This is a genomic window from Candidatus Pseudothioglobus sp. Uisw_041 (genome assembly GCF_048087625.1).
GTDB lineage: Bacteria > Pseudomonadota > Gammaproteobacteria > PS1 > Pseudothioglobaceae > Pseudothioglobus.
Genome location: NZ_CP159805.1, coordinates 1,668,726 through 1,688,144, shown reverse-complemented (window position 1 = coordinate 1,688,144; position 19,419 = coordinate 1,668,726). Strand labels below are relative to the sequence as shown.

The window sequence follows — 19,419 nt, the reverse complement described above, 5'->3', positions numbered from 1 at the left end:
CGGTAGGATGGAATTATCAACAATTGCCAAGCCATACGCTCAAGCGATTTTTGAAATTGCTGAACAAAGTAACTCTGTTTTAGGATGGAGTGACTTTTTAGCCGCTGCTACTGTAATTATGGCTGATAAAAATACAAAGACTTTTATTGCATCTCCAAGCAAAAGTAAAAATCAAAAATTTGATTTAATTTCTGCTTTAATTGCAAGAATGACTTCAAAAGATTTAAGTAAACAAGAGTCGGCTTTTATTAATCTTGTTTTAAACAACGATCGTTCGAGTGCAATTAGCAGTATAGCTAATGCGTTTGAATCGACAGTTTCTAATGCTAACAAGAGCAAGAACTTTAAAGTTATTAGCGCTTATGAGCTTAGTGAAGACGAACAACAAGCAATCGTTAAAGATTTAACAAGTAAACATAAAACAACTGTATCTGTTGAAACTGAAATTGATGTGACCCTTAAAGGCGGTGTCATTATTAAAGAAGGTGATAAGGTAATTGATACATCAATTAAGGCAAAAGTAGATGCTCTAGGCGTCTCCTTGTCTGTAAATTAATTTTATAAAGAGAGGTTAGTTATGCAATTAAATGCTTCTGAAATCAGTGATTTAATTAAAAAAGAAATAGAGGGATTTGACTTTTCAGCTGAAGCTCGCACAGAAGGCACAGTAATTAGTGTAAGTGATGGAATCGTTCGTATTCATGGTCTAGCAGATGCTCAGTTTGGTGAGATGCTAGAATTTCCAGGAAATACTTTTGGTTTAGCGCTTAACCTCGAACAGGATTCTGTTGGTGCAGTTGTATTAGGTGATTATCTTCACATTTCAGAAGGTGACACTGTTAAGTGTACAAATCGAATTATGGAAGTGCCAGTTGGTAACGAGCTGCTTGGACGCGTTGTTAATCCTCTTGGAGTAGACCTAGAAGGTAAGGGAGAAATAAAAACATCTATCACTCGCCCAATTGAGGTTGTTGCTCCTGGCGTTATTGAAAGACAATCAGTTGATCAACCAATTCAAACTGGTATTAAGGCAATTGATGCAATGGTGCCGATTGGACGTGGTCAGCGTGAACTTATTATTGGTGATCGCCAAACTGGAAAAACTGCCGTTGCAATTGATGCTATTATTAATCAAAAAGGTACAGGTGTTAAATGTATCTATGTTGCAATTGGACAAAAGGCGTCTTCAATTGCTACTGTAGTTCGCAAGCTAGAAGAGCATGGAGCATTAGAGCATACTATTATTGTTGCTGCAGCCGCTTCTGACTCTGCAGCTCTTCAATATATTGCTCCTTACGCTGGATGTGCAATGGGCGAATATTTCAGAGATCGTGGCGAAGATGCACTAATTGTTTATGATGATTTGACAAAGCAAGCGTGGGCATACCGCCAAGTATCGCTTCTTTTAAAGCGCCCACCAGGACGTGAAGCATATCCAGGTGATGTATTCTATCTTCACTCTCGTTTATTAGAAAGAGCATCAAGAGTTAATGCGGAGTATGTAGAAAAAGTAACAAATGGAGAGGTGAAAGGTAAGACAGGTTCTTTGACAGCTCTTCCTATAATTGAAACTCAGGCTGGAGACGTCTCGGCGTTTGTTCCAACAAATGTAATTTCCATTACAGACGGTCAAATCTTCTTAGAAACAGACCTATTTAACTCCGGTATTCGACCGGCAATTAATGCGGGCCTTTCAGTTTCTAGAGTTGGCGGTGCAGCACAAACTAAAATTGTTAAGAAGCTTGGTGGTAGTATTCGTCTTGACTTAGCACAGTATCGTGAATTAGCGGCGTTTGCTCAGTTTGCATCTGATTTGGATGCTGAAACTAAAGCTCAAATTGATCGAGGAATACGCGTAACCGAACTAATGAAGCAAGCACAATACTCCCCTCTAAATGTTGCTGAAACTGCGACGTCACTTTTTGCTGCTAATTCTGGCGCACTAGATGATGTTGAGGCGAATAAAGTTGTTGCATTTGAAGGCGCACTTTTAGCTTATATGAATGCTAATCAGGCTGAATTGATGGCATCTATTAATGAGTCTGGTGACTACAATGATGATATATCAGCAAAACTTCAAGCTGCTATTGATGACTTTAAAGCTAACAATACCTGGTAGAAAGATATGGCAGTAGGCAAGGAAATTAGAACACAAATTTCGAGTATTAAAAATACTCAAAAGATTACTTCAGCCATGGAAATGGTTGCTGCTTCTAAGATGAAGAAAGCGCAAGATAGAATGCTCGCTTCACGTCCGTATGCTGAAAAAATTCTTAATGTTATTGGACATCTGACTCATGCTAACTCTGAGTTTAAACATCCATATATGACCTCTTCAGAAGAGAAAAAGCGTGTAGGAATTATAGTTATTTCAAGTGATAGAGGGCTTTGTGGTGGTTTAAACACCAATTTATTTAGAAGCCTTTTAAAAGATATAGCTGCTTTGCAATCAGATAAAGTTGAGGTTGAGCTTTGTACGATTGGTAAAAAAGCAACTTCATTTTTTAAAAATACTGGACTTAAAATTAACTCTGTTCTTACTGATATTGGTGATAAGCCTCAATTTGATGATCTTTTAGGTACTATCAAAGTAATGCTTGATCGCTATGACTCAGGTGAGATTGATCAAATCATGATTGCTTATAATAAGTTTGCAAGTGCAATGACACAAGTCCCAACTGTCAAGCAAATTGTGCCAATGGAGGTTACTGATGAAACCAGTAAGGATCACCACTGGGACTATTTATATGAACCAGATGCAGAGAGTGCACTAAGCGCACTATTAGTTAGGTATATCGAAGCATTAGTTTATCAAGGAATTGTAGAAAACATTGCTTGTGAGCAATCTTCTAGAATGATAGCCATGCATAGCGCAACAGAAAATGCAGGTGATATGATTGATGAGCTACAATTAATTTATAACAAGGCAAGGCAGGCAGCTATTACTCAGGAAATATCTGAGATTGTAGCAGGCGCTGCTGCTGTTTAAAGATTTAAAAAAAGGAAAAGCAAATGAGTATAGGCAAAATTACACAAATTATTGGTGCGGTTATTGATGTCGAGTTTCCATCTGACTCAATACCTAAAATATATAACGCACTTCATGTTACTAAAGCAAACCTTACTTTAGAGGTTCAGCAACAACTTGGAGACAATGTTGTTAGAACAATTGCTATGGGTGGATCTGAAGGGCTTCAGCGAGGATTAGAAGTTACCGATAAAGGCAAGGCAATCACTGTGCCAGTTGGAACAAAAACTCTTGGACGAATCATGAATGTACTTGGGGAGCCTATTGATAACGCTGGCGAAATTGGTTCAGAGGCTGAATGGGAAATTCATCGCTCTGCTCCTGCATATGAAGAATTAGCACCTGCTACAGAGTTGCTTGAAACAGGCATTAAGGTAATTGACTTAGTTTGCCCGTTTGCAAAAGGTGGTAAGGTCGGATTGTTTGGCGGTGCTGGTGTTGGAAAGACTGTAAACATGATGGAACTTATTCGTAACATTGCCATTGAGCACTCAGGTTACTCAGTGTTTGCAGGTGTTGGTGAGCGAACTCGAGAAGGTAATGACTTCTATCATGAAATGAAAGACTCAAATGTACTCGATAAAGTATCACTAGTATATGGACAGATGAATGAGCCTCCAGGAAATAGGCTTCGTGTTGCTTTAACTGGACTTACTATGGCTGAATATTTCCGTGATGAAGGACGTGATGTGCTTTTATTTATTGATAATATTTACCGATATACGCTTGCTGGAACTGAGGTTTCTGCTTTATTGGGACGTATGCCATCAGCGGTTGGTTACCAGCCAACACTTGCAGCTGAAATGGGAGCGCTTCAAGAAAGAATTACGTCAACTAAAACTGGTTCTATCACTTCAATTCAAGCGGTATATGTTCCTGCAGATGACTTAACTGATCCATCTCCAGCGACAACATTTGCTCACCTAGATGCGACAGTAGTACTTTCGCGTCAAGTTGCAGAGCTTGGTATTTATCCTGCTGTAGATCCATTAGACTCAACTTCACGTCAGCTCGACCCGCTAGTTGTTGGTCAAGAGCATTATGATGTGGCTCGTGGAGTTCAAGGCGTACTTCAGCGCTATAAAGAATTAAAAGACATTATTGCGATTCTAGGAATGGATGAACTATCCGAAGAAGATAAGCAGACTGTATCTCGAGCTCGTAAGATTCAAAAATTCTTATCACAGCCTTTCTTTGTTGCAGAAGTATTTACCGGATCTCCTGGTAAGTATGTATCTTTGAAGGACACTATTTCTGGATTTAAAGCTATTCTTGATGGTGAGCATGATGCTATACCTGAGCAAGCTTTCTACATGACTGGCTCTATTGAAGAAGTTAAAATAAAGGCATCGGAGGCATCATAAATGGCAGTAATACACGTTGATGTAGTTTGCGCAACTGAGGAGATATACTCAGGTGAGGCAAAGTGTGTATTTGCGCCAGCTACAAACGGCGAGATTGGTGTCTACCCTATGCATGTTCCTTTAATAAGTACACTTAAACCTGGTGAAGTCAGAGTTGAAACTGAAAATGGTGTTGAATCTATTTTTGTCTCTGGTGGCATCATTGAGGTGCAGCCTGACACAGTTACAATATTTTCTGATACAGCTATTCGTGCTGGTGATTTAGATGAGTCAAAAGCCCTCGAAGCGAAAAAGCGCGCTGAAGAAGCTATGTCTAGTTCGCAGACAGAACAGGATATTTCTACTACTCAAGCAGCACTTGCTGAGTCAATGATGCAGCTTCAAATGATCTCTAAGATGAGAGGGAAGAAGCGCTAGTTTGATTTAAAGAGTACAGACTGAAAATTAACAATCTTATTGTTTGACACACGAACGCCTTCTTTTTGAAGGCGTTTTATTTTGACGCTGATGTCATCGGCAAAGCCACCTAATTCGCCGTTTGATTTAACAACTCGATGGCATGGCACGGTTGGTGCAAATGGGTTTTTATTCATTGCACTGCCAACTGCGCGATGTGCATTGGGCCTTCCAATCATTTCCGCAAGGCCTCCATATGAAATTACATTACCCGCAGGAATTTTTTTTAAAGCCTCATAACATTCTGATTGAAAGGATGTCATTTTAGAAAAGATTTTACTAAAGCATCATATTTATCTTGTGACTTTAACAAGAAATTACATACCTCACGAACTGCTCCATTACCACCACTCTTCTCAGTAACCATAAGTGCGTGATCTTTTACAGATTCTTGAGCATTTGCTACTGCAATTGGAAGAGCAACCCTGGTCATGACAGGTAAGTCAATGACGTCATCACCAACATAAGCTGACTCACTAGGATCGATTGAAAGTTTCTTTATTAGTTTTTCCAGAGCAATACTTTTATCAAGTATGCCATGATAATAATGTTCAACTCCAAGTCCTTTAAGTCTATGAGCAACAGATTTTGTGCTTCTTGCTGTGATTACTGCAACTTCAATTCCTGATAATTGCAATAATTTAATACCAAGACCATCTTGCGAATCAAATTTTTTCTGTTCAACGCCGTTATCGTCAAAATATATCCCACCGTCAGTGAGAACACCATCAACATCTACAATTAAGAGTTTAATTTTTTTAGCTATCTCACTTACTTTTTCATTTGAGTGCATGGGCTTATTTAACCATTAATTTTTTTATTGATGTACACTTGTTGAGCAATTGAAAGTACGTTATTGGTTACCCAGTACAACACTAAGCCTGAAGGGAACCAGAGGAAGAAAACTGTAAATACAACTGGCAGCATCATCATTATTTTTGCTTGTATTGGGTCCGCTGGAGGCGGATTAAGTCGCTGCTGAAACCACATAGATGCACCCATAATTAATGGCAGAATGAAATAAGGATCTTTCATCGCAAGGTCAGGTAAGTACAAAAATGGGGTCATTCTTAGTTCAACCATTTCTATAAGAACCCAATAAACAGAAATAAATACTGGAATCTGAACTAAGATAGGAAGACAGCCTGCAGCAGGATTTATTTTTTCAGTCCTATAAAGCTCCATCGTTTTCTTACCAATTTTTTGCTTATCACCCTCATAGGTTTCTTTAATTTTCTGAAGCCTTGGTGCTAATTTTTTCATTCCAGCCATTGAGCGGAATGATTTTTCAGAAAGCTTATAAAAAGCCAGCTTAATTGATAGAGTTAAAAGAACAATAGATATTGCCCAGTCACCAACAAAACTATAAATCCAATGAAGAAATATTGACAATGGTTTGGCAACAATAAAAAGGAAGCCATAGTCTACAGTTTTGTCTAGGCCAGGGGCAAGTTCTTCAAGGCGCACATGCTCTTTAGGGCCAACATATAGCTGGTTTTTTTCGAGACTAGCTGTTGTTCCAGCAGCAACTCTTACTGTTGGATTCACTGTGGTTAATAGGTAGTTGCCTCTACTAGTTTTAGTTGAGTAAGTATGCTTTTGACTATCATTTGGTATCCACGCAGTAAAAAAGTAGTGCTGAATCATTGCGGCCCAGCCACCAATAGATGAAGTTTTTGGTGTAGAGTCAAAATCTTCAAAATCAATTTTCTCAAAAACTTCTTCATCATTATAGGTTGCGCCGCCACTAAAGTTTTGCATACCCATTGCCATGCCGCTAGATTCAATTATTGCACCATGGGCTAACTGCGTATAACTGCTAACATTTTGATCAGTCAAGCTGTTATTTCGAATTTGATAATCTACTTCGATGATATAACTATCAGGCTTAAAGTAGAAGTATTTAGTAACTTCAATGCCATTATCTCCCTTCCAAGAAAGTGGCACAATTAGCTCATTATTGTTTTGTAGAAAGTATTCTTGTCTTTCCGAAGTAAATTCAGATTGATGCGTTGGCATTTGATCTGCAGGGATGAGACCACTTTGAGCGTGGAAAATACTCTCTGGAGAATTGCTAAGTAGTTCAAATGTTTGATCTGAGTATAATTCTGTTGGGTAGTCATTCAGAAATGCACTAATTATTGTTCCACCCTTATTTGAAATTTGTACTGTTAAAAGATCTGTTACAACCGTTGTGTATGCGCCACTTATGTTTGAGTCCTCCATAACGGGGGTTGAAACTTCTGTAAATGTGTTTTCTGCCACTGGAACCTCAGCAGCTAATGGGACGTCGTTCTCTGCAGATGGTGAATCAATTCCTACTATCGCAGTTTGCGTTACTATATTTCCATTTTCATCGATTGATTGTGTCAGTTCCCATTTATCCCAAAGAAGGAAAATTGTCAAAAAGATTGCAATGAAAAGAAATAATTTTTGAGTGTTCATAAATTTTTAATTATTAATTGAGTGAATTTTTTTTGGTACAGGATCATAACTTGCCTCTGACCATGGGTGGCACTTACTAATTCTTTTTGCCCCGAGAGTAACTCCTTTGACAGCTCCGTGATATTTGATAGCATCGAATGTATACTCTGAGCAGGTTGGAATGTGACGGCAGTTGCTTCCTAACAGAGGACTAACAATCCATTGGTATAATTTAATTAGAGGTAGAAGTAGAAATTTCATTTTGACTGCACTTGGCTCTTTACATTTTTCATAAGTGAAAGGAGGTCTTTAGTAATTTCAATATTATCAGTGCAAGCTGATTTTTTTACCATTATGACAAAGTCAATAGACTCAAAATCGTCCCGATTGTTTCTAAAAGTTTCGCGTGCTAAGCGCTTAAAAAGGTTTCGGTCTACTGCCCTTTTATATTGCTTTTTGGAAATCGCAAGACCAAGCCTTGAAAATGATTTACCAGAATCACTAGCTATGACCTTCCAGAATCTACTTTGAGTATGAAAGCCTTTTTTGAAAATGTGAGCGTAATCTTTGGAATCTGTAATACGCGCACCATGAGCGAGCGAGCTGGTCATGAGTTTAAGCAGCTAAACGTTTACGCCCTTTTTTCCTGCGAGCACTTAATATAGCACGCCCAGAACGAGTTTTCATTCTAGCTCTAAAGCCATGGTTACGTTTACGTTTTAGTACGCTTGGTTGAAAAGTTCTTTTCATAATGTATCTACCAATAAAAAAGTTTGCAATTTTACCATACTTGGATTAGTTCGGTATGCATGTTAAACGAGAGTTTATATGACAATACTGCTTTAATAAAGCCCAATCTGGATCAAGATGTGGATAATAAGGGTTAAATTAAGAATTTACTTTTCGAGCAAATCACTATATAACTCAATGTATGGTTGAAAAAGTGTTTTTTGCCCACAAGTAATAAGCAATATAGGTTCTTTTGATGTTTATAAGAATCTCGTAATAGTTAGCTTGAAATACATGTATTAATTTGATGAGGCTTTATGACTAATAATATTCTTGATGTACTCACCTTTATGTTTGATTTCCTATTTGAGTCTGCTGAGCAAGACTCTTCTCAAGAGTTGGATGATGATCTTTTAAAGACGCATCTTTCAGAGGCTGGCTTTGATGCTGACCGGATTGAGAAGGCTTTAGTTTGGCTTGAAAATATTGCAGCACTTCAAGATGGAAAGATAGCTAGTTTTGATACTTTGCATAATTCTATGCGAATTTATAGTGAGTATGAAAAAACCAAATTAGATTCTAGGGCCAGAGGCTTCATAATGTTTATGGAGAATATGGGTCAGCTTAATGCCAGTCAACGTGAAATAGTAATTGATCAGGTTATGTCTCTAGAGGACTCAAAATTGAGTATTGATGACTTGAAATGGGTAGTTATGATGGTCATCGGAAATAGCACTGAATCATCTGTGCCATCGCAATGGATAGAGTCTATTGTGTTTTATGATGATAACCCTACCCTGCAGTAGGAACCTTTATGTCTAAGAATCTTGTTATTGTCGAATCTCCGGCGAAAGCAAAAACTATTGAAAAGTTTTTGGGGCCAGATTATGTTGTAAAGTCGAGTATAGGCCACATCAGGGATATGCCCAAGAAAGATATGGGCGTTGACATTGAGAATAACTTTCAACCAACATACGCTATCAGTGCGGATAAAAAGAAAGTGGTTGCTGACCTTAAAAAATCAGTCAAGACCGCAACGAAAATCTTTCTAGCTACTGATGAAGATCGTGAGGGTGAAGCCATTGCTTGGCATTTACAGCAAGCGCTATCGCTTGCAGAAGATACACCAAGGATAGTCTTTCATGAAATAACTAAAGGCGCTATAACGGATGCTATTAATAACCCAAGAACAATTGATACTGACCTTGTAAATGCGCAACAAGCTAGGCGTATTATTGATAGGCTAGTAGGTTTTGAAATTTCCCCAGTATTGTGGCGTAAGATTTCAGGAGCTCGATCAGCTGGTAGGGTTCAATCACCAGTTGTAAGAATAGTTGTTGAAAGAGAGCGAGAAATTTCTGCTCATAATCCTACAAGCTCTCATAAAGTTAAAGCTAATTTAGAAAATAGCTCAAATCAGTCTCTAGAGGTTAAGCTTAGCGTAGACTTTAAATCTAAAGAAGAGGCGCTTTCTTTTGCTGAAAGTGTTTTATTGGCAGAATTAAAAGTTAATTCAGTTGAGACTAAGCCCTCTAAGAGGTCACCTAAAGCTCCATTTATTACCTCTACGCTGCAGCAAGAAGCCTCTCAAAAACTAGGTTTTTCTGTCAAACAGACCATGTCGATTGCTCAAAATTTATATCGAGAAGGTGCTATTACTTACATGAGAACAGATTCACTCAATTTATCTGAACTAGCTATAACAGCTGCTCAAGATGTGATTGTTTCAAAGTTTGGTTCTGAGTTTCATCAAACAAGAAGATATAAGACAAATTCTTCAGGTGCTCAGGAGGCGCATGAAGCCATAAGGCCTACAGACCTTACTAAGCCATCTATATTAGGTTTAGATGATCAATCTACTAAGCTGTATTCGTTAATTTATAAGAGAACCTTGGCTTCTCAGATGAGCGATGCACAACTTCAAAAAACTAAAATTAATATTAATATTTCAAACCGTAGTGAGCATTTTATTGCTGATGGAGAGGTTTTATCTTTTGCTGGATTCCTCGAGGTTTATGACTATATGGCGGCTGAAGATAAGCTTCTTCCTGAAGTTAGTAAAGGTGATTTGCTAACCCTAGTCGACTTAGCTTCAAAGGAGTCTTTTTCAAGAGCAAAGCCAAGATATACAGAAGCTTCATTGGTTAAAGAAATTGAGCAAATGGGTATTGGAAGGCCTTCAACATTCGCAACAATGATTACAACTGTTCAAGATAGAAACTATGTTGTGAAAGAAACCAGAGAAGGAGTTCAGCGTGATTATCAGTTGATTGAAATTGAAGATGGCGTTATTTCAGAGTCTATCCAAGCTGAAACTACTGGCGCTGAAAAAAATAAATTGTTCCCAACAAATGTTGCCTATCTTTTGGTTGATTTTCTAGTCAAAAATTTTAGCAACATTATTGGATATGAATTTACTGCAAACCTTGAAAGTGATTTTGATTTAATTGCTGAAGAGTCAAAGCCTTGGGCAGGCGTTATTCGCGATTTTTATGAGCCTTTTCATGCACAGATTGAGCTTGCTAAAGATATTTCGAGAGACGAGACTCATGGTAAGAGAGATCTTGGTGAGGACCCTGTCTCTGGAAAACCTGTCAGTGTTCGTTTTGGACGCTATGGCGCTTTTGCTCAGATTGGACATCAAGACGATGAAGAAAAACCAACTTTCTCGTCATTAAGAACTGGCCAAGATATAGAGAATATTTCACTTGCTGAAGCCATTGAGCTTTTTAAAATGCCAAGAACAGTGGGTGAGACAATTGATGGTGAAACAATTAAGGCAAATTATGGGCGTTTTGGCCCATACATTCAATATGGTAAAAAATATGTTTCTTTAAAGGAAATCTCACCAGAGGAGGTAACCTTAGAAGAAGCTCTTGAGCTAATTATTGTTAAGGAAAAGCTTGATGCTGAACGAATTATTAAGGTCTTTGAAGATTCTGATATTCAAGTTTTAAATGGACGCTTTGGGCCGTATGTTTGGAATGGTAAAAAGCGCGGCAAAGGTCAAAAAAATGTTACAGTTCAAAAAGTGTTTGGTGATAAGGCTCCTATTGACCTAACTCTAGAAGAGTGTAAAAAAGCAATAGATGGAAAAATTAAAGCCAAAGCAAAGGCAAAAAAAGCTAAAAAGAAGACTACTGCTAAGAAAAAAGCCTCAAGCTAAATCTCAAGCTTTCTTAGCTATTTGCATTTAATACTAGGTAACGCTATGAAAAAATTTGCACTTGAAAAAGCTAATGGTAATTCAGATGACCAAAGTTAAGATTTGTGGGTTCACTAATGCTGAAAATGCAAGAGACGCGGCTATAGCTGGTGTTGATGCAATTGGTTTGGTCTTTTATAATAAGTCACCACGTAATGTTGATATTCAAAGAGCACGAGAAATAGTCTCAGCCCTGCCACCATTTGTAAATCGAGTGGGACTTTTTGTTAATGCAAATCCAAGCTTCATTGATGAAGTTTTATGTGAGGTCCCTCTGGACACTTTACAATTTCATGGAGACGAGGTAGTGGGAGATTGTACTCAATATCAAATGCCTTTTATAAAGTCCTTGAGAGTAACGCCCAAGACCAATGTAGTTCAATTAGCTGATAATTTTTCAGAAGCAAGCGCACTTCTTCTCGATTCACATAACCCTAATAGTTATGGAGGCACTGGAGAGGTTTTTGACTGGATGCTGGCGCGAGTCAACATAGATTTACCAATTATTCTTGCTGGCGGTCTTAATTCAGAAAATGTCTCAGATGCAATTAGTCAAGTAAATCCATATGCAGTTGATGCCTCAAGTGGAGTGGAAAGTGCACCAGGGATTAAAGATATTGATAAAATATTAGCTTTTATCCGAAGTGTTCATTCATGAGTTATAACCTACCAGATGATAAAGGTCATTTTGATCAATATGGAGGAGTCTTTGTAGCAGAGACCCTAATGACTGCTGTCACTGAGCTAAAAGATGCTTATGATAAATATAAAGACGATCCTGACTTTTTAAAAGAGTTTGAGGATGATCTAAAGCATTATGTGGGACGTGAAACTCCACTTTATCATGCAAAAAACCTATCCAAGAAGCTTGGCGGTGCTCAAATTTATTTGAAACGCGAAGACTTAAATCACACTGGTGCTCATAAGATCAACAATACTATAGGGCAAGCTTTACTTGCTCAGAGAATGGGCAAAACAAGAATTATTGCTGAAACAGGAGCTGGACAGCATGGCGTTGCATCGGCAACTATTGCTGCAAGACTTGGCCTTGAATGTGTTGTGTATATGGGCGAAGTTGATGTTGTTAGGCAGGCGCAGAATGTTTACCGTATGAAGTTACTTGGGGCAACGGTTGTGCCAGTTTCTTCAGGCTCTAAAACACTGAAAGATGCCCTGAATGAAGCAATGCGTGATTGGGTAACTAATATTGATAATACTTATTATATTATTGGAACAGTCGCTGGCCCTCATCCCTACCCTATGATGGTGAGAGACTTTCAAAGTGTTATTGGTAAAGAGGCGAAAGAGCAATTTAATGAGCAAGTGGGTGGTTTACCAGATGCAATAATTGCATGTGTTGGAGGGGGCTCAAATGCAATTGGGCTTTTTTATCCATTTATTGAAGATACATCAGTAAAAATTATTGGTGTTGAGGCGGGCGGACGTGGAATTGACCTAGGTCCAGATGCTCATGCAGCTCCGCTTACTGCTGGAAGTGTAGGTGTGCTGCATGGTAATAGAACATATTTGATGGAAAATGAAGATGGCCAAATTATAGAGGGTCACTCCATTTCAGCTGGACTTGATTATCCAGGTGTTGGTCCAGAGCATGCCTATCTGAAAGATATTGGAAGAGCAGAGTATGTTGCAATAACAGACAAAGAAGCTTTAGAAGCATTCCATCTTCTTACAGAGGTTGAAGGTATTATTCCAGCGCTTGAGCCATCTCATGCAATAGCGTATGCAGTTAAACTTGCCAAACAATGGTCTAGTGATAAAACTATTATTATTAACCTCTCAGGTAGAGGTGATAAAGACATGCAGACTATTGCTGAGGTTGAGGGGCGTGAGCTCTAAGAGCGAGTTAAAGTATTAAGCCCTAATCCTATAAAAATCTCTTATACTATTGATTATATAAATTATAGTTTGGTAGGTCATGCAAGAAAATCAACAGATTGATAAAGGGCGTTCAGTCATATTTTCCGTTTACCTAGTTGCAGTTTTTCTCAATGCATTTGTCGACCTAGGCCATAAGATCATAATTCAAAACACAATCTTTATGATATATGGTGAGCAGCAGCAAATTATTTTAACTGCTGTTGTAAATGCAATGATTTTAGTACCATTTATCATGTTATTTACATTATCAGGCTACCTTTCTGATAAATTTGCAAAGACAAGTATCATGCGCTATAGCGCATTTTCTGCTGTCTTAATTACCTTAGCAATTACCTATTGTTATTACAACGGTTTATACCAGGTTGCATTTGGCTTTACCTTGCTTCTTGCAACTCAGAGTGCAATATATTCTCCTGCGAAAATGGGTTATATTAAAGAGTGCCTTAGCAAGGCTGGCCTTAGTAGGGGTAATGCCTTTCACTCTTCAGTGGTACTAATAGCGATTTTGATGGGTACGGTTTTTTTCTCATACTTATTCGAAGCTTATCTGGGAACAATGCAAGCAACTACCCCTGAAGAAATATTAATGAAAATAGCGCCAGTAGGCTGGGTTCTTGTTGGACTTTCATTGGTTGAGTTTTTAGCAACACTTGGAACACGCCTCTATCCAACAAAGTTAAGCCAGGCTAAATTTTCCATAAAGAAATTTGTTTCTTTTCATTACTTAATGACTAACTTTAAAGCTATGAGGAGTAATGAAATTGTTTGGTATTCTATTTTAGGGACAGCAATCTTTTGGGGCATGTCACAAAACTTAGTGGCAGTTATACCAGCTCATGCAAAAGCTAATTTTGGCGTCGAAAGTCCCCTTATTGTGAATGCGATGTTAGCTTCTTCTGTATTTGGAATTATGATTGGCGCTTTTTTATCTGGCAGAAAAAGTCTCAATTTCATACGTATTAATAATATCTATACCGGCTCAATAATGATTACAGTTTGTTCAATTCTAATCCCTGTAATTTCGAGCCTAAGTTTTATTCCAGATTCTACTGCCTTAATTTTAGTAACTGCCGTCATTCTTATGTTTGGTGTTGGTGCAGGAATGATGATTATCCCTCTCAATGCACTTATGCAAGCGAACTCTCCTGAAGACGGTCTTGGAAGCATGCTAGCGGGTAAAAACTGGCTTCAAAATATTGCTATGATTACCCTTTTGATTTTTACAATGATTCTTGCAAACCTAAATTTTGGAAGTGAGTTTATACTTTACTTTAACGCATTTATTGCGGTAGCAGGGTTTAGTGTTGTTCTTAAAAAACTGAAAATTATTCTTTAGTCATGAGGCAAATTGTAGGCCTCTTATTGTTTGGGTGGCGATATCGACTAAAGGTAACTGGTTTAGATAATTTACCTAAAACTGGACCTGTTCTTCTTTTAGGTAACCACATTAGTTGGATAGATTTTGCTTTAATTCAGTGGGCAACACCAAGGACGATTCGATTTGTTGTTCACGATGATTACTATCGTAAGCCAATATTTAATTGGATTCTAAGGGGTGTTGGTGCGGTATCAATAAGGCCTGAAAATAGTCGTAATGCAATGCAAAATATTATCAACTTGCTAAATGATGATTGCGTTGTTGGAATATTTCCTGAAGGTCATATTTCCACCACAGGGGAATTGAGTGACTTGAAAAGGGGTTTCGAAAAAATATTAGCTGAATGCAAAGATAATGTAGTTGTGGTTCCTTTTGCAATAAATAATATGTGGGGTAGTTTCTTTTCAAAAGCTCCAAAATTAATTAAAAATAAAAAGAAATTTAACCTACGAAGGAGTGTCAATGTCAATATTGGAAAGCCTCTCACTTCTGAAACAAACAGAAATGCAGTAAAGTCATCTATTGGCAAGTTGCTTTTTTAGTGATAAGATTCTATTTATTATTTCAACTAAATATTAAAAGGCTTTAAATGAAAAAAATTATAGTAGTTGGCGCAACTGGAAAACTTGGTAGAGTAGTAGTTGAAGGTTTACGGAAAGACTATGAAGTTATAAGAGCTGGAAGGTCTGGACCAGATTTAAAGATCGACGCTTTTGATTTTGAAAGTGTTAGTGATGTTTTAGCTTCTGTTGGTCCATTTGACGGGTTGGTATCTTGTATCGGAGGCACTCCTTTTAAGACTTTTGAAGAGCTTACAATGGATGACTTTGCAGCTGGCCTTTCTACTAAATGCTTTAGTCAATTAAATTTAGCAAAAGCAGCCATACCTTTTCTCAGTGAAAATGGATCCATCACCCTAACAAGTGGAATTATTGGCGATGAGCCAATTATTGCCGGTTCATGCGCCGCTGCAGCTAATGGCGCCCTTAATATGTGCGTTTCAACATTGGCAGCCGAGTATGCTGGAAAATTAAGAATAAATGTAGTCTCACCATCTATTATTGAAAACTCAGTTGACCACTATGGAATGCTTTTTGATGGCTTTGAGCCAACTTCGAATGAAAGCATTATTCATGCGTATCGCCGAACTATCTCAGCACCAATTACTGGCCGAGTAATGAGCTTAACCAGAGCGCTTTAGGTTCACCTGAAAAGCAGTATTAAAATTTATCTCCAACCGCGCGGTTTATGCCTTCTGGTTTTGGTAGTTTTTTGTGTGCTTCATAAACTAATCCCATTCGCTTCAAGACCAAATCATTTGGCATGCTTGCACCCCGTGTTTTAAGATCGACATGAATGAGCATATGCTCAGCAGTTGCTAATAGTCTGCCGTCCTCATGATTGAGCCAATGAAATAAGTGAAGTTTTTTATTTTCTCCAAAGATAACCTGGGTTTTGGCTTTTATACTTTCTCCAATTTGAACCTCATCCAAGTGGCGAATATGAGTTTCAACTGTAAAATAAGATCCTATGTTTAAAATGTATTCTTCGTCTGCGCCGATAATAGACATCATCTCTGTGGTTGCTTCTGAAAAGCATTCAAGATAACGCGCTTCTGTCATATGACCATTATAGTCAGCCCACTCTTTTGGTACTTTGGAAACATAGGTGAGTATGGGGCTTGATAAATTTAGCTCTGAAAATTCTATTTTATTAATTGACCCTGACAAACTTTCATCAAATTCTTTGAGAGAGTTTCCAGCACCCCACTGATTGTCTTTTAAAACTTTTAAGAAATCGACCAAGTTATCATCACGTTTTTCCGTTAGCTCGTCAATACTAAATTGCCCCGATTGGTGGTCAGATTGACTGGATACCTTTTCTATTAATTCATCTGTAAATTCAGGAACATCCATTAGGTGCGTCCAGGGCCATTCAAGGCAAGGCCCAAACTGTGATATGAAGTGACGCATGCCAGCTTCACCACCTGCTAATCTATAGGTTTCAAATAGTCCCATTTGTGCCCATCGAAGGCCAAAGCCATAGCGAATTGCATCATCAATTTCTTCAGTTGTTGCTATGTCATCATTTACTAGCCATAAGGCTTCTCGCCATACTGACTCAAGAAGTCTATCTGCAATAAAAGCAGGAATTTCTTTTTTGATATGAAGTGGGAACATACCAATATTGGTAAATTTTTTACTAGTTTCCTCGATGACATTTTTGGATGTTTTAGAGCCGCCAACAATTTCAACTAATGGCAAAAGGTAGACTGGGTTAAATGGATGGGCAACTAGAAGCCTTTCAGGGTGTTTCATTTTTGCTTGTAAATCTGAAGGAAGAATGCCAGAAGTTGATGATGCTATGACTAGATTTTTGTCTGCGCTTGACTCAATTTCCTCATAGGCCGACTGCTTAATTGAAAGCCTTTCTGGAACAGCTTCAATAATTAACTCACAAGATTTTGCAACTTCTGAAATTGAGGCAGAAAATAATAGCTTGCCCTTTTTAGGTAGATTGGAGGTGAGCAATTTGTTATATGCTCGCTCGGCATTATCAATAACTTTATTGACATATTTTGGTGCTTCTTTGGAGGGGTCATAGACAAAAACATCAATACCGTTGAGTAATAATCTAGCTACCCATCCACTTCCAATAACGCCTGCACCAATAACTCCTGCCGCCTTGATACTTTTCATATCTAGCCCCAGCGCTTTTCGAGTTTCATATTATCTCGGACTTGATCTGGCCCTATAATAGTACAGCCCATGCCCTCTGCCGTCTGAACAGCCTTCTTTACAAGGTCTGCATTGGTAGCAAAAACGCCACGTTTTAGATAAAGATTGTCTTCAAGTCCAACACGAATATTGCCCCCTGCTAGGATGGCCATAGCCACATAAGGCAACTGATTTCTACCAATTGAGAAGGCAGAAAATGTCCAATCTTTTGGAATATTTGATGTCATTGCAAGGAAGGTGTTTAAGTCATCAGGAGCGCCCCATGGAATACCCATACATAACTGAATCATAACAGGATCATCAATTAAGCCCTGCTCCTTTAGCCATATGGCAAGCTGTAAATGACCAGTATCAAAGACTTCTATTTCAGGCCTAACCCCAAGTTCTTGAACTTGTCTTGCCATTTCCTTAAGGACTGCTGGAGTATTGGTCATGACATAACCACCTTCGCCAAAATTCATTGTTCCGCAATCAATAGTGCAGATCTCAGGAAGTATTTGTCTAACATGGTCAAGCCTTTCAGTTGCGCCTACCATATCGGTGCCTTCATTATTTAATGGCAAAGGTTTTTCAGCAGAGCCAAATACTAAATCTCCACCCATTCCTGCTGTTAGATTGAGCACCATATCAACCTTTGACTCACGAATAATGTTTACAACTTCAGCATAGAGCTTTGGGTCTCGAGCGGGGACTCCTGTTTTTGGGTTGCGAACATGAATGTGAACAATGGCCGCGCCAGCTTGAGCTGCCCCGATACATGAATCAGCTATTTGTTGAGGCGTAATAGGAACTTTATCAGATTTCCCCGTAGTATCTCCGGACCCTGTAACGGCGCAAGTAATAAAAACTTCTCGAGATGGTTGAAGGTTAGTCATATGATTTCTCCAAATTTATGTTTGTTATATTAATCTATATATTACTGAAATCGATTTCTAATAGTAGAAATTTAAATACGATTTCAACATCACTATCAAAAAAAAATAGCATGTGATATAATATTTTGCAATCGTATGCATTACGACCTTTCTATGCAATTTTCTTAAAACAGTATACATAAAAAAATATGGCTAAAATTGAACTAAAAAACATTACGAAGCGTTGGGGTGATTTCGTTGGTGTAGATAACTTTAACCTTACTATTCCTGACGAAGAGTTTTTGGTATTACTTGGGCCATCAGGCTGTGGAAAAACTACTACAATGCGAATGATTGCTGGACTTGAAACTGTCACTAGTGGAGAGGTGCTGATTAATGGTGAGATTGTAAATAATCTCGAGCCAAAGGATCGTGATGTTGCAATGGTCTTTCAGTCATATGCCCTCTATCCAAATATGACGGTATATGAAAACATTCGCTTCCCATTAAAAGTAAGAAATATTGACAAAGAGCTTCATAAAGAAAAAGTTATGAGGGCTTCTGCAATGGTTGAGCTCGATGATTTCTTACATCGCAAACCATCAGAGCTTTCTGGGGGTCAAAGACAAAGAGTAGCTTTGGCAAGAGCAATTGTTAGAGAGCCGACAGTATTTTTAATGGATGAACCACTTTCAAACCTTGATGCTAAATTACGCGTCTCTACCCGAGCGCAAATTAAAAACCTCCAACACAAATTACGCGTAACAACAATCTATGTAACACATGATCAGGTTGAGGCAATGACACTTGCAGATCGTGTTGTTGTTATGAACAATGGACTCGTCCAACAGGTTGGAACGCCTCAAGAAATATACAATACTCCTGCCAATAGTTTTGTTGCAAGCTTTATTGGTTCGCCTGCCATGAACTTGATGAAAGGAACAATAGCAGATGGAGTCTTCTCTTGTGATAATGTAAAAATTGAAGGCCTGAATAAAAAGCATTCTGGAGATATAACCCTCGGATTTAGAGCGGAAGATGCATCCATTGTGAAAAGTAAGGGAGCGATTAAAGCAGCAGCATTTTCAATGGAGTTATTGGGAGACATGACCATGGTTTCAGTTAAGGCTGGTGGTGATTTAATTTCCATAAAGTCTGATAAAAATTATTATGCCAAGATTGGTTCAACAGTTATGGCAAATGTGCCAGCAAATTTATGCCTACTTTTCAGTTCTAAAACTGGAAAACTGCTTAAAAATTAAAAAATTAAAAAATTAAAAAATTAAAAAATTAAAAAATTAAAAAATTAAAAAATTTAAAAATTAATAAATTGGAGATTTAAAA

The 19,419-nt window shown here is 38.1% G+C and carries 21 protein-coding genes; 13 read left to right on the top strand and 8 right to left on the bottom strand.

The features are described 5' to 3' along the window. Positions 1-7 precede the first annotated feature (7 nt). The 5 genes from ABXT44_RS08585 to ABXT44_RS08565 are packed head-to-tail and all read left to right on the top strand — an operon-like array spanning position 8 to position 4,809. Complete coding sequence (locus ABXT44_RS08585; RefSeq protein ID WP_416686932.1) at positions 8-556, top strand: F0F1 ATP synthase subunit delta; 549 nt, start codon at positions 8-10, stop codon at positions 554-556. A 21-nt stretch (positions 557-577) separates the two neighbouring features. Further along, positions 578-2,119, top strand: coding sequence for a F0F1 ATP synthase subunit alpha (gene atpA / locus ABXT44_RS08580; protein WP_416677978.1), 1,542 nt, complete (start codon positions 578-580; stop codon positions 2,117-2,119). Between the two features lie 6 nt (positions 2,120-2,125). Next, complete coding sequence (gene atpG, locus ABXT44_RS08575) at positions 2,126-2,989, top strand: F0F1 ATP synthase subunit gamma (RefSeq protein WP_416677977.1); 864 nt, start codon at positions 2,126-2,128, stop codon at positions 2,987-2,989. A gap of 23 nt (positions 2,990-3,012) precedes the next feature. Beyond that, positions 3,013-4,392, top strand: a complete 1,380-nt coding sequence (gene atpD, locus ABXT44_RS08570) for a F0F1 ATP synthase subunit beta (protein WP_416651954.1) — start codon at positions 3,013-3,015, stop codon at positions 4,390-4,392. Continuing rightward, positions 4,393-4,809, top strand: coding sequence for a F0F1 ATP synthase subunit epsilon (locus tag ABXT44_RS08565; RefSeq protein ID WP_416651953.1), 417 nt, complete (start codon positions 4,393-4,395; stop codon positions 4,807-4,809). Here the strand turns inward: ABXT44_RS08565 and ABXT44_RS08560 are convergent. The 6 genes from ABXT44_RS08560 to rpmH are packed head-to-tail and all read right to left on the bottom strand — an operon-like array spanning position 4,806 to position 8,022. Continuing rightward, positions 4,806-5,111 carry an MGMT family protein gene (locus tag ABXT44_RS08560; RefSeq protein WP_416651951.1) on the bottom strand — a complete coding sequence of 102 codons (306 nt, stop codon included), beginning with the start codon at positions 5,109-5,111 and terminating at the stop codon, positions 4,806-4,808. The genes ABXT44_RS08565 and ABXT44_RS08560 overlap by 4 nt on opposite strands. Continuing rightward, positions 5,108-5,641, bottom strand: a complete 534-nt coding sequence (locus tag ABXT44_RS08555; protein WP_416677971.1) for a KdsC family phosphatase — start codon at positions 5,639-5,641, stop codon at positions 5,108-5,110. Before ABXT44_RS08555 ends, ABXT44_RS08560 begins: the two co-directional genes overlap by 4 nt. Before the next feature lie 8 nt (positions 5,642-5,649). After that, positions 5,650-7,293 carry a membrane protein insertase YidC gene (gene yidC, locus ABXT44_RS08550; protein ID WP_416686929.1) on the bottom strand — a complete coding sequence of 548 codons (1,644 nt, stop codon included), beginning with the start codon at positions 7,291-7,293 and terminating at the stop codon, positions 5,650-5,652. Between the two features lie 6 nt (positions 7,294-7,299). Beyond that, positions 7,300-7,533: a membrane protein insertion efficiency factor YidD gene (yidD, locus tag ABXT44_RS08545; protein WP_416651945.1), complete on the bottom strand. Its 234-nt coding sequence runs from the start codon at positions 7,531-7,533 to the stop codon at positions 7,300-7,302. Then, entirely contained in the window at positions 7,530-7,883 is a 354-nt protein-coding gene (gene rnpA, locus ABXT44_RS08540) for a ribonuclease P protein component (RefSeq protein WP_416677967.1), read from the bottom strand. The genes yidD and rnpA overlap by 4 nt, the downstream gene beginning before the upstream one ends. A 4-nt stretch (positions 7,884-7,887) precedes the next feature. Then, complete coding sequence (rpmH, locus tag ABXT44_RS08535; protein WP_082344989.1) at positions 7,888-8,022, bottom strand: 50S ribosomal protein L34; 135 nt, start codon at positions 8,020-8,022, stop codon at positions 7,888-7,890. 296 nt (positions 8,023-8,318) lie between these two features. Between rpmH and ABXT44_RS08530 the strand changes: the two genes are divergently transcribed. The 7 genes from ABXT44_RS08530 to ABXT44_RS08500 all read left to right on the top strand — a co-directional run bounded on the left by ABXT44_RS08530 (position 8,319) and on the right by ABXT44_RS08500 (position 15,684). Next, positions 8,319-8,807 (top strand): DUF494 family protein, encoded by a 489-nt coding sequence (locus ABXT44_RS08530; protein ID WP_416651941.1) that lies wholly within the window; start codon positions 8,319-8,321, stop codon positions 8,805-8,807. Between the two features lie 8 nt (positions 8,808-8,815). Next, on the top strand, positions 8,816-11,167 hold the full coding sequence (gene topA / locus ABXT44_RS08525; RefSeq protein ID WP_416686927.1) for a type I DNA topoisomerase: 2,352 nt from the start codon (positions 8,816-8,818) through the stop codon (positions 11,165-11,167). A 73-nt stretch (positions 11,168-11,240) separates the two neighbouring features. Beyond that, positions 11,241-11,864, top strand: a complete 624-nt coding sequence (locus ABXT44_RS08520) for a phosphoribosylanthranilate isomerase (protein ID WP_416688476.1) — start codon at positions 11,241-11,243, stop codon at positions 11,862-11,864. Then, positions 11,861-13,063 carry a tryptophan synthase subunit beta gene (gene trpB / locus ABXT44_RS08515; protein ID WP_416686925.1) on the top strand — a complete coding sequence of 401 codons (1,203 nt, stop codon included), beginning with the start codon at positions 11,861-11,863 and terminating at the stop codon, positions 13,061-13,063. Before ABXT44_RS08520 ends, trpB begins: the two co-directional genes overlap by 4 nt. A 79-nt stretch (positions 13,064-13,142) precedes the next feature. Next, positions 13,143-14,441 carry an MFS transporter gene (locus tag ABXT44_RS08510; RefSeq protein ID WP_416686923.1) on the top strand — a complete coding sequence of 433 codons (1,299 nt, stop codon included), beginning with the start codon at positions 13,143-13,145 and terminating at the stop codon, positions 14,439-14,441. Positions 14,442-14,443: 2 nt separating this feature from the next. Then, a complete protein-coding gene (locus ABXT44_RS08505) occupies positions 14,444-15,025 on the top strand; it encodes a 1-acyl-sn-glycerol-3-phosphate acyltransferase (RefSeq protein WP_416677956.1) in 582 nt (193 codons plus the stop codon). Positions 15,026-15,072: 47 nt separating this feature from the next. Beyond that, complete coding sequence (locus ABXT44_RS08500; RefSeq protein WP_416677954.1) at positions 15,073-15,684, top strand: short chain dehydrogenase; 612 nt, start codon at positions 15,073-15,075, stop codon at positions 15,682-15,684. Positions 15,685-15,703: 19 nt separating this feature from the next. On the opposite strand, the gene ABXT44_RS08495 is transcribed toward ABXT44_RS08500, so the two are convergent. Next, positions 15,704-17,182 carry a carnitine 3-dehydrogenase gene (locus tag ABXT44_RS08495; RefSeq protein WP_416686921.1) on the bottom strand — a complete coding sequence of 493 codons (1,479 nt, stop codon included), beginning with the start codon at positions 17,180-17,182 and terminating at the stop codon, positions 15,704-15,706. A 2-nt stretch (positions 17,183-17,184) separates the two neighbouring features. Beyond that, positions 17,185-18,096 (bottom strand): 3-keto-5-aminohexanoate cleavage protein, encoded by a 912-nt coding sequence (locus ABXT44_RS08490; RefSeq protein WP_416686918.1) that lies wholly within the window; start codon positions 18,094-18,096, stop codon positions 17,185-17,187. A 188-nt stretch (positions 18,097-18,284) separates the two neighbouring features. Between ABXT44_RS08490 and ABXT44_RS08485 the strand changes: the two genes are divergently transcribed. Then, on the top strand, positions 18,285-19,337 hold the full coding sequence (locus ABXT44_RS08485) for an ABC transporter ATP-binding protein (RefSeq protein WP_416686915.1): 1,053 nt from the start codon (positions 18,285-18,287) through the stop codon (positions 19,335-19,337). Positions 19,338-19,419: the final 82 nt, after the last annotated feature.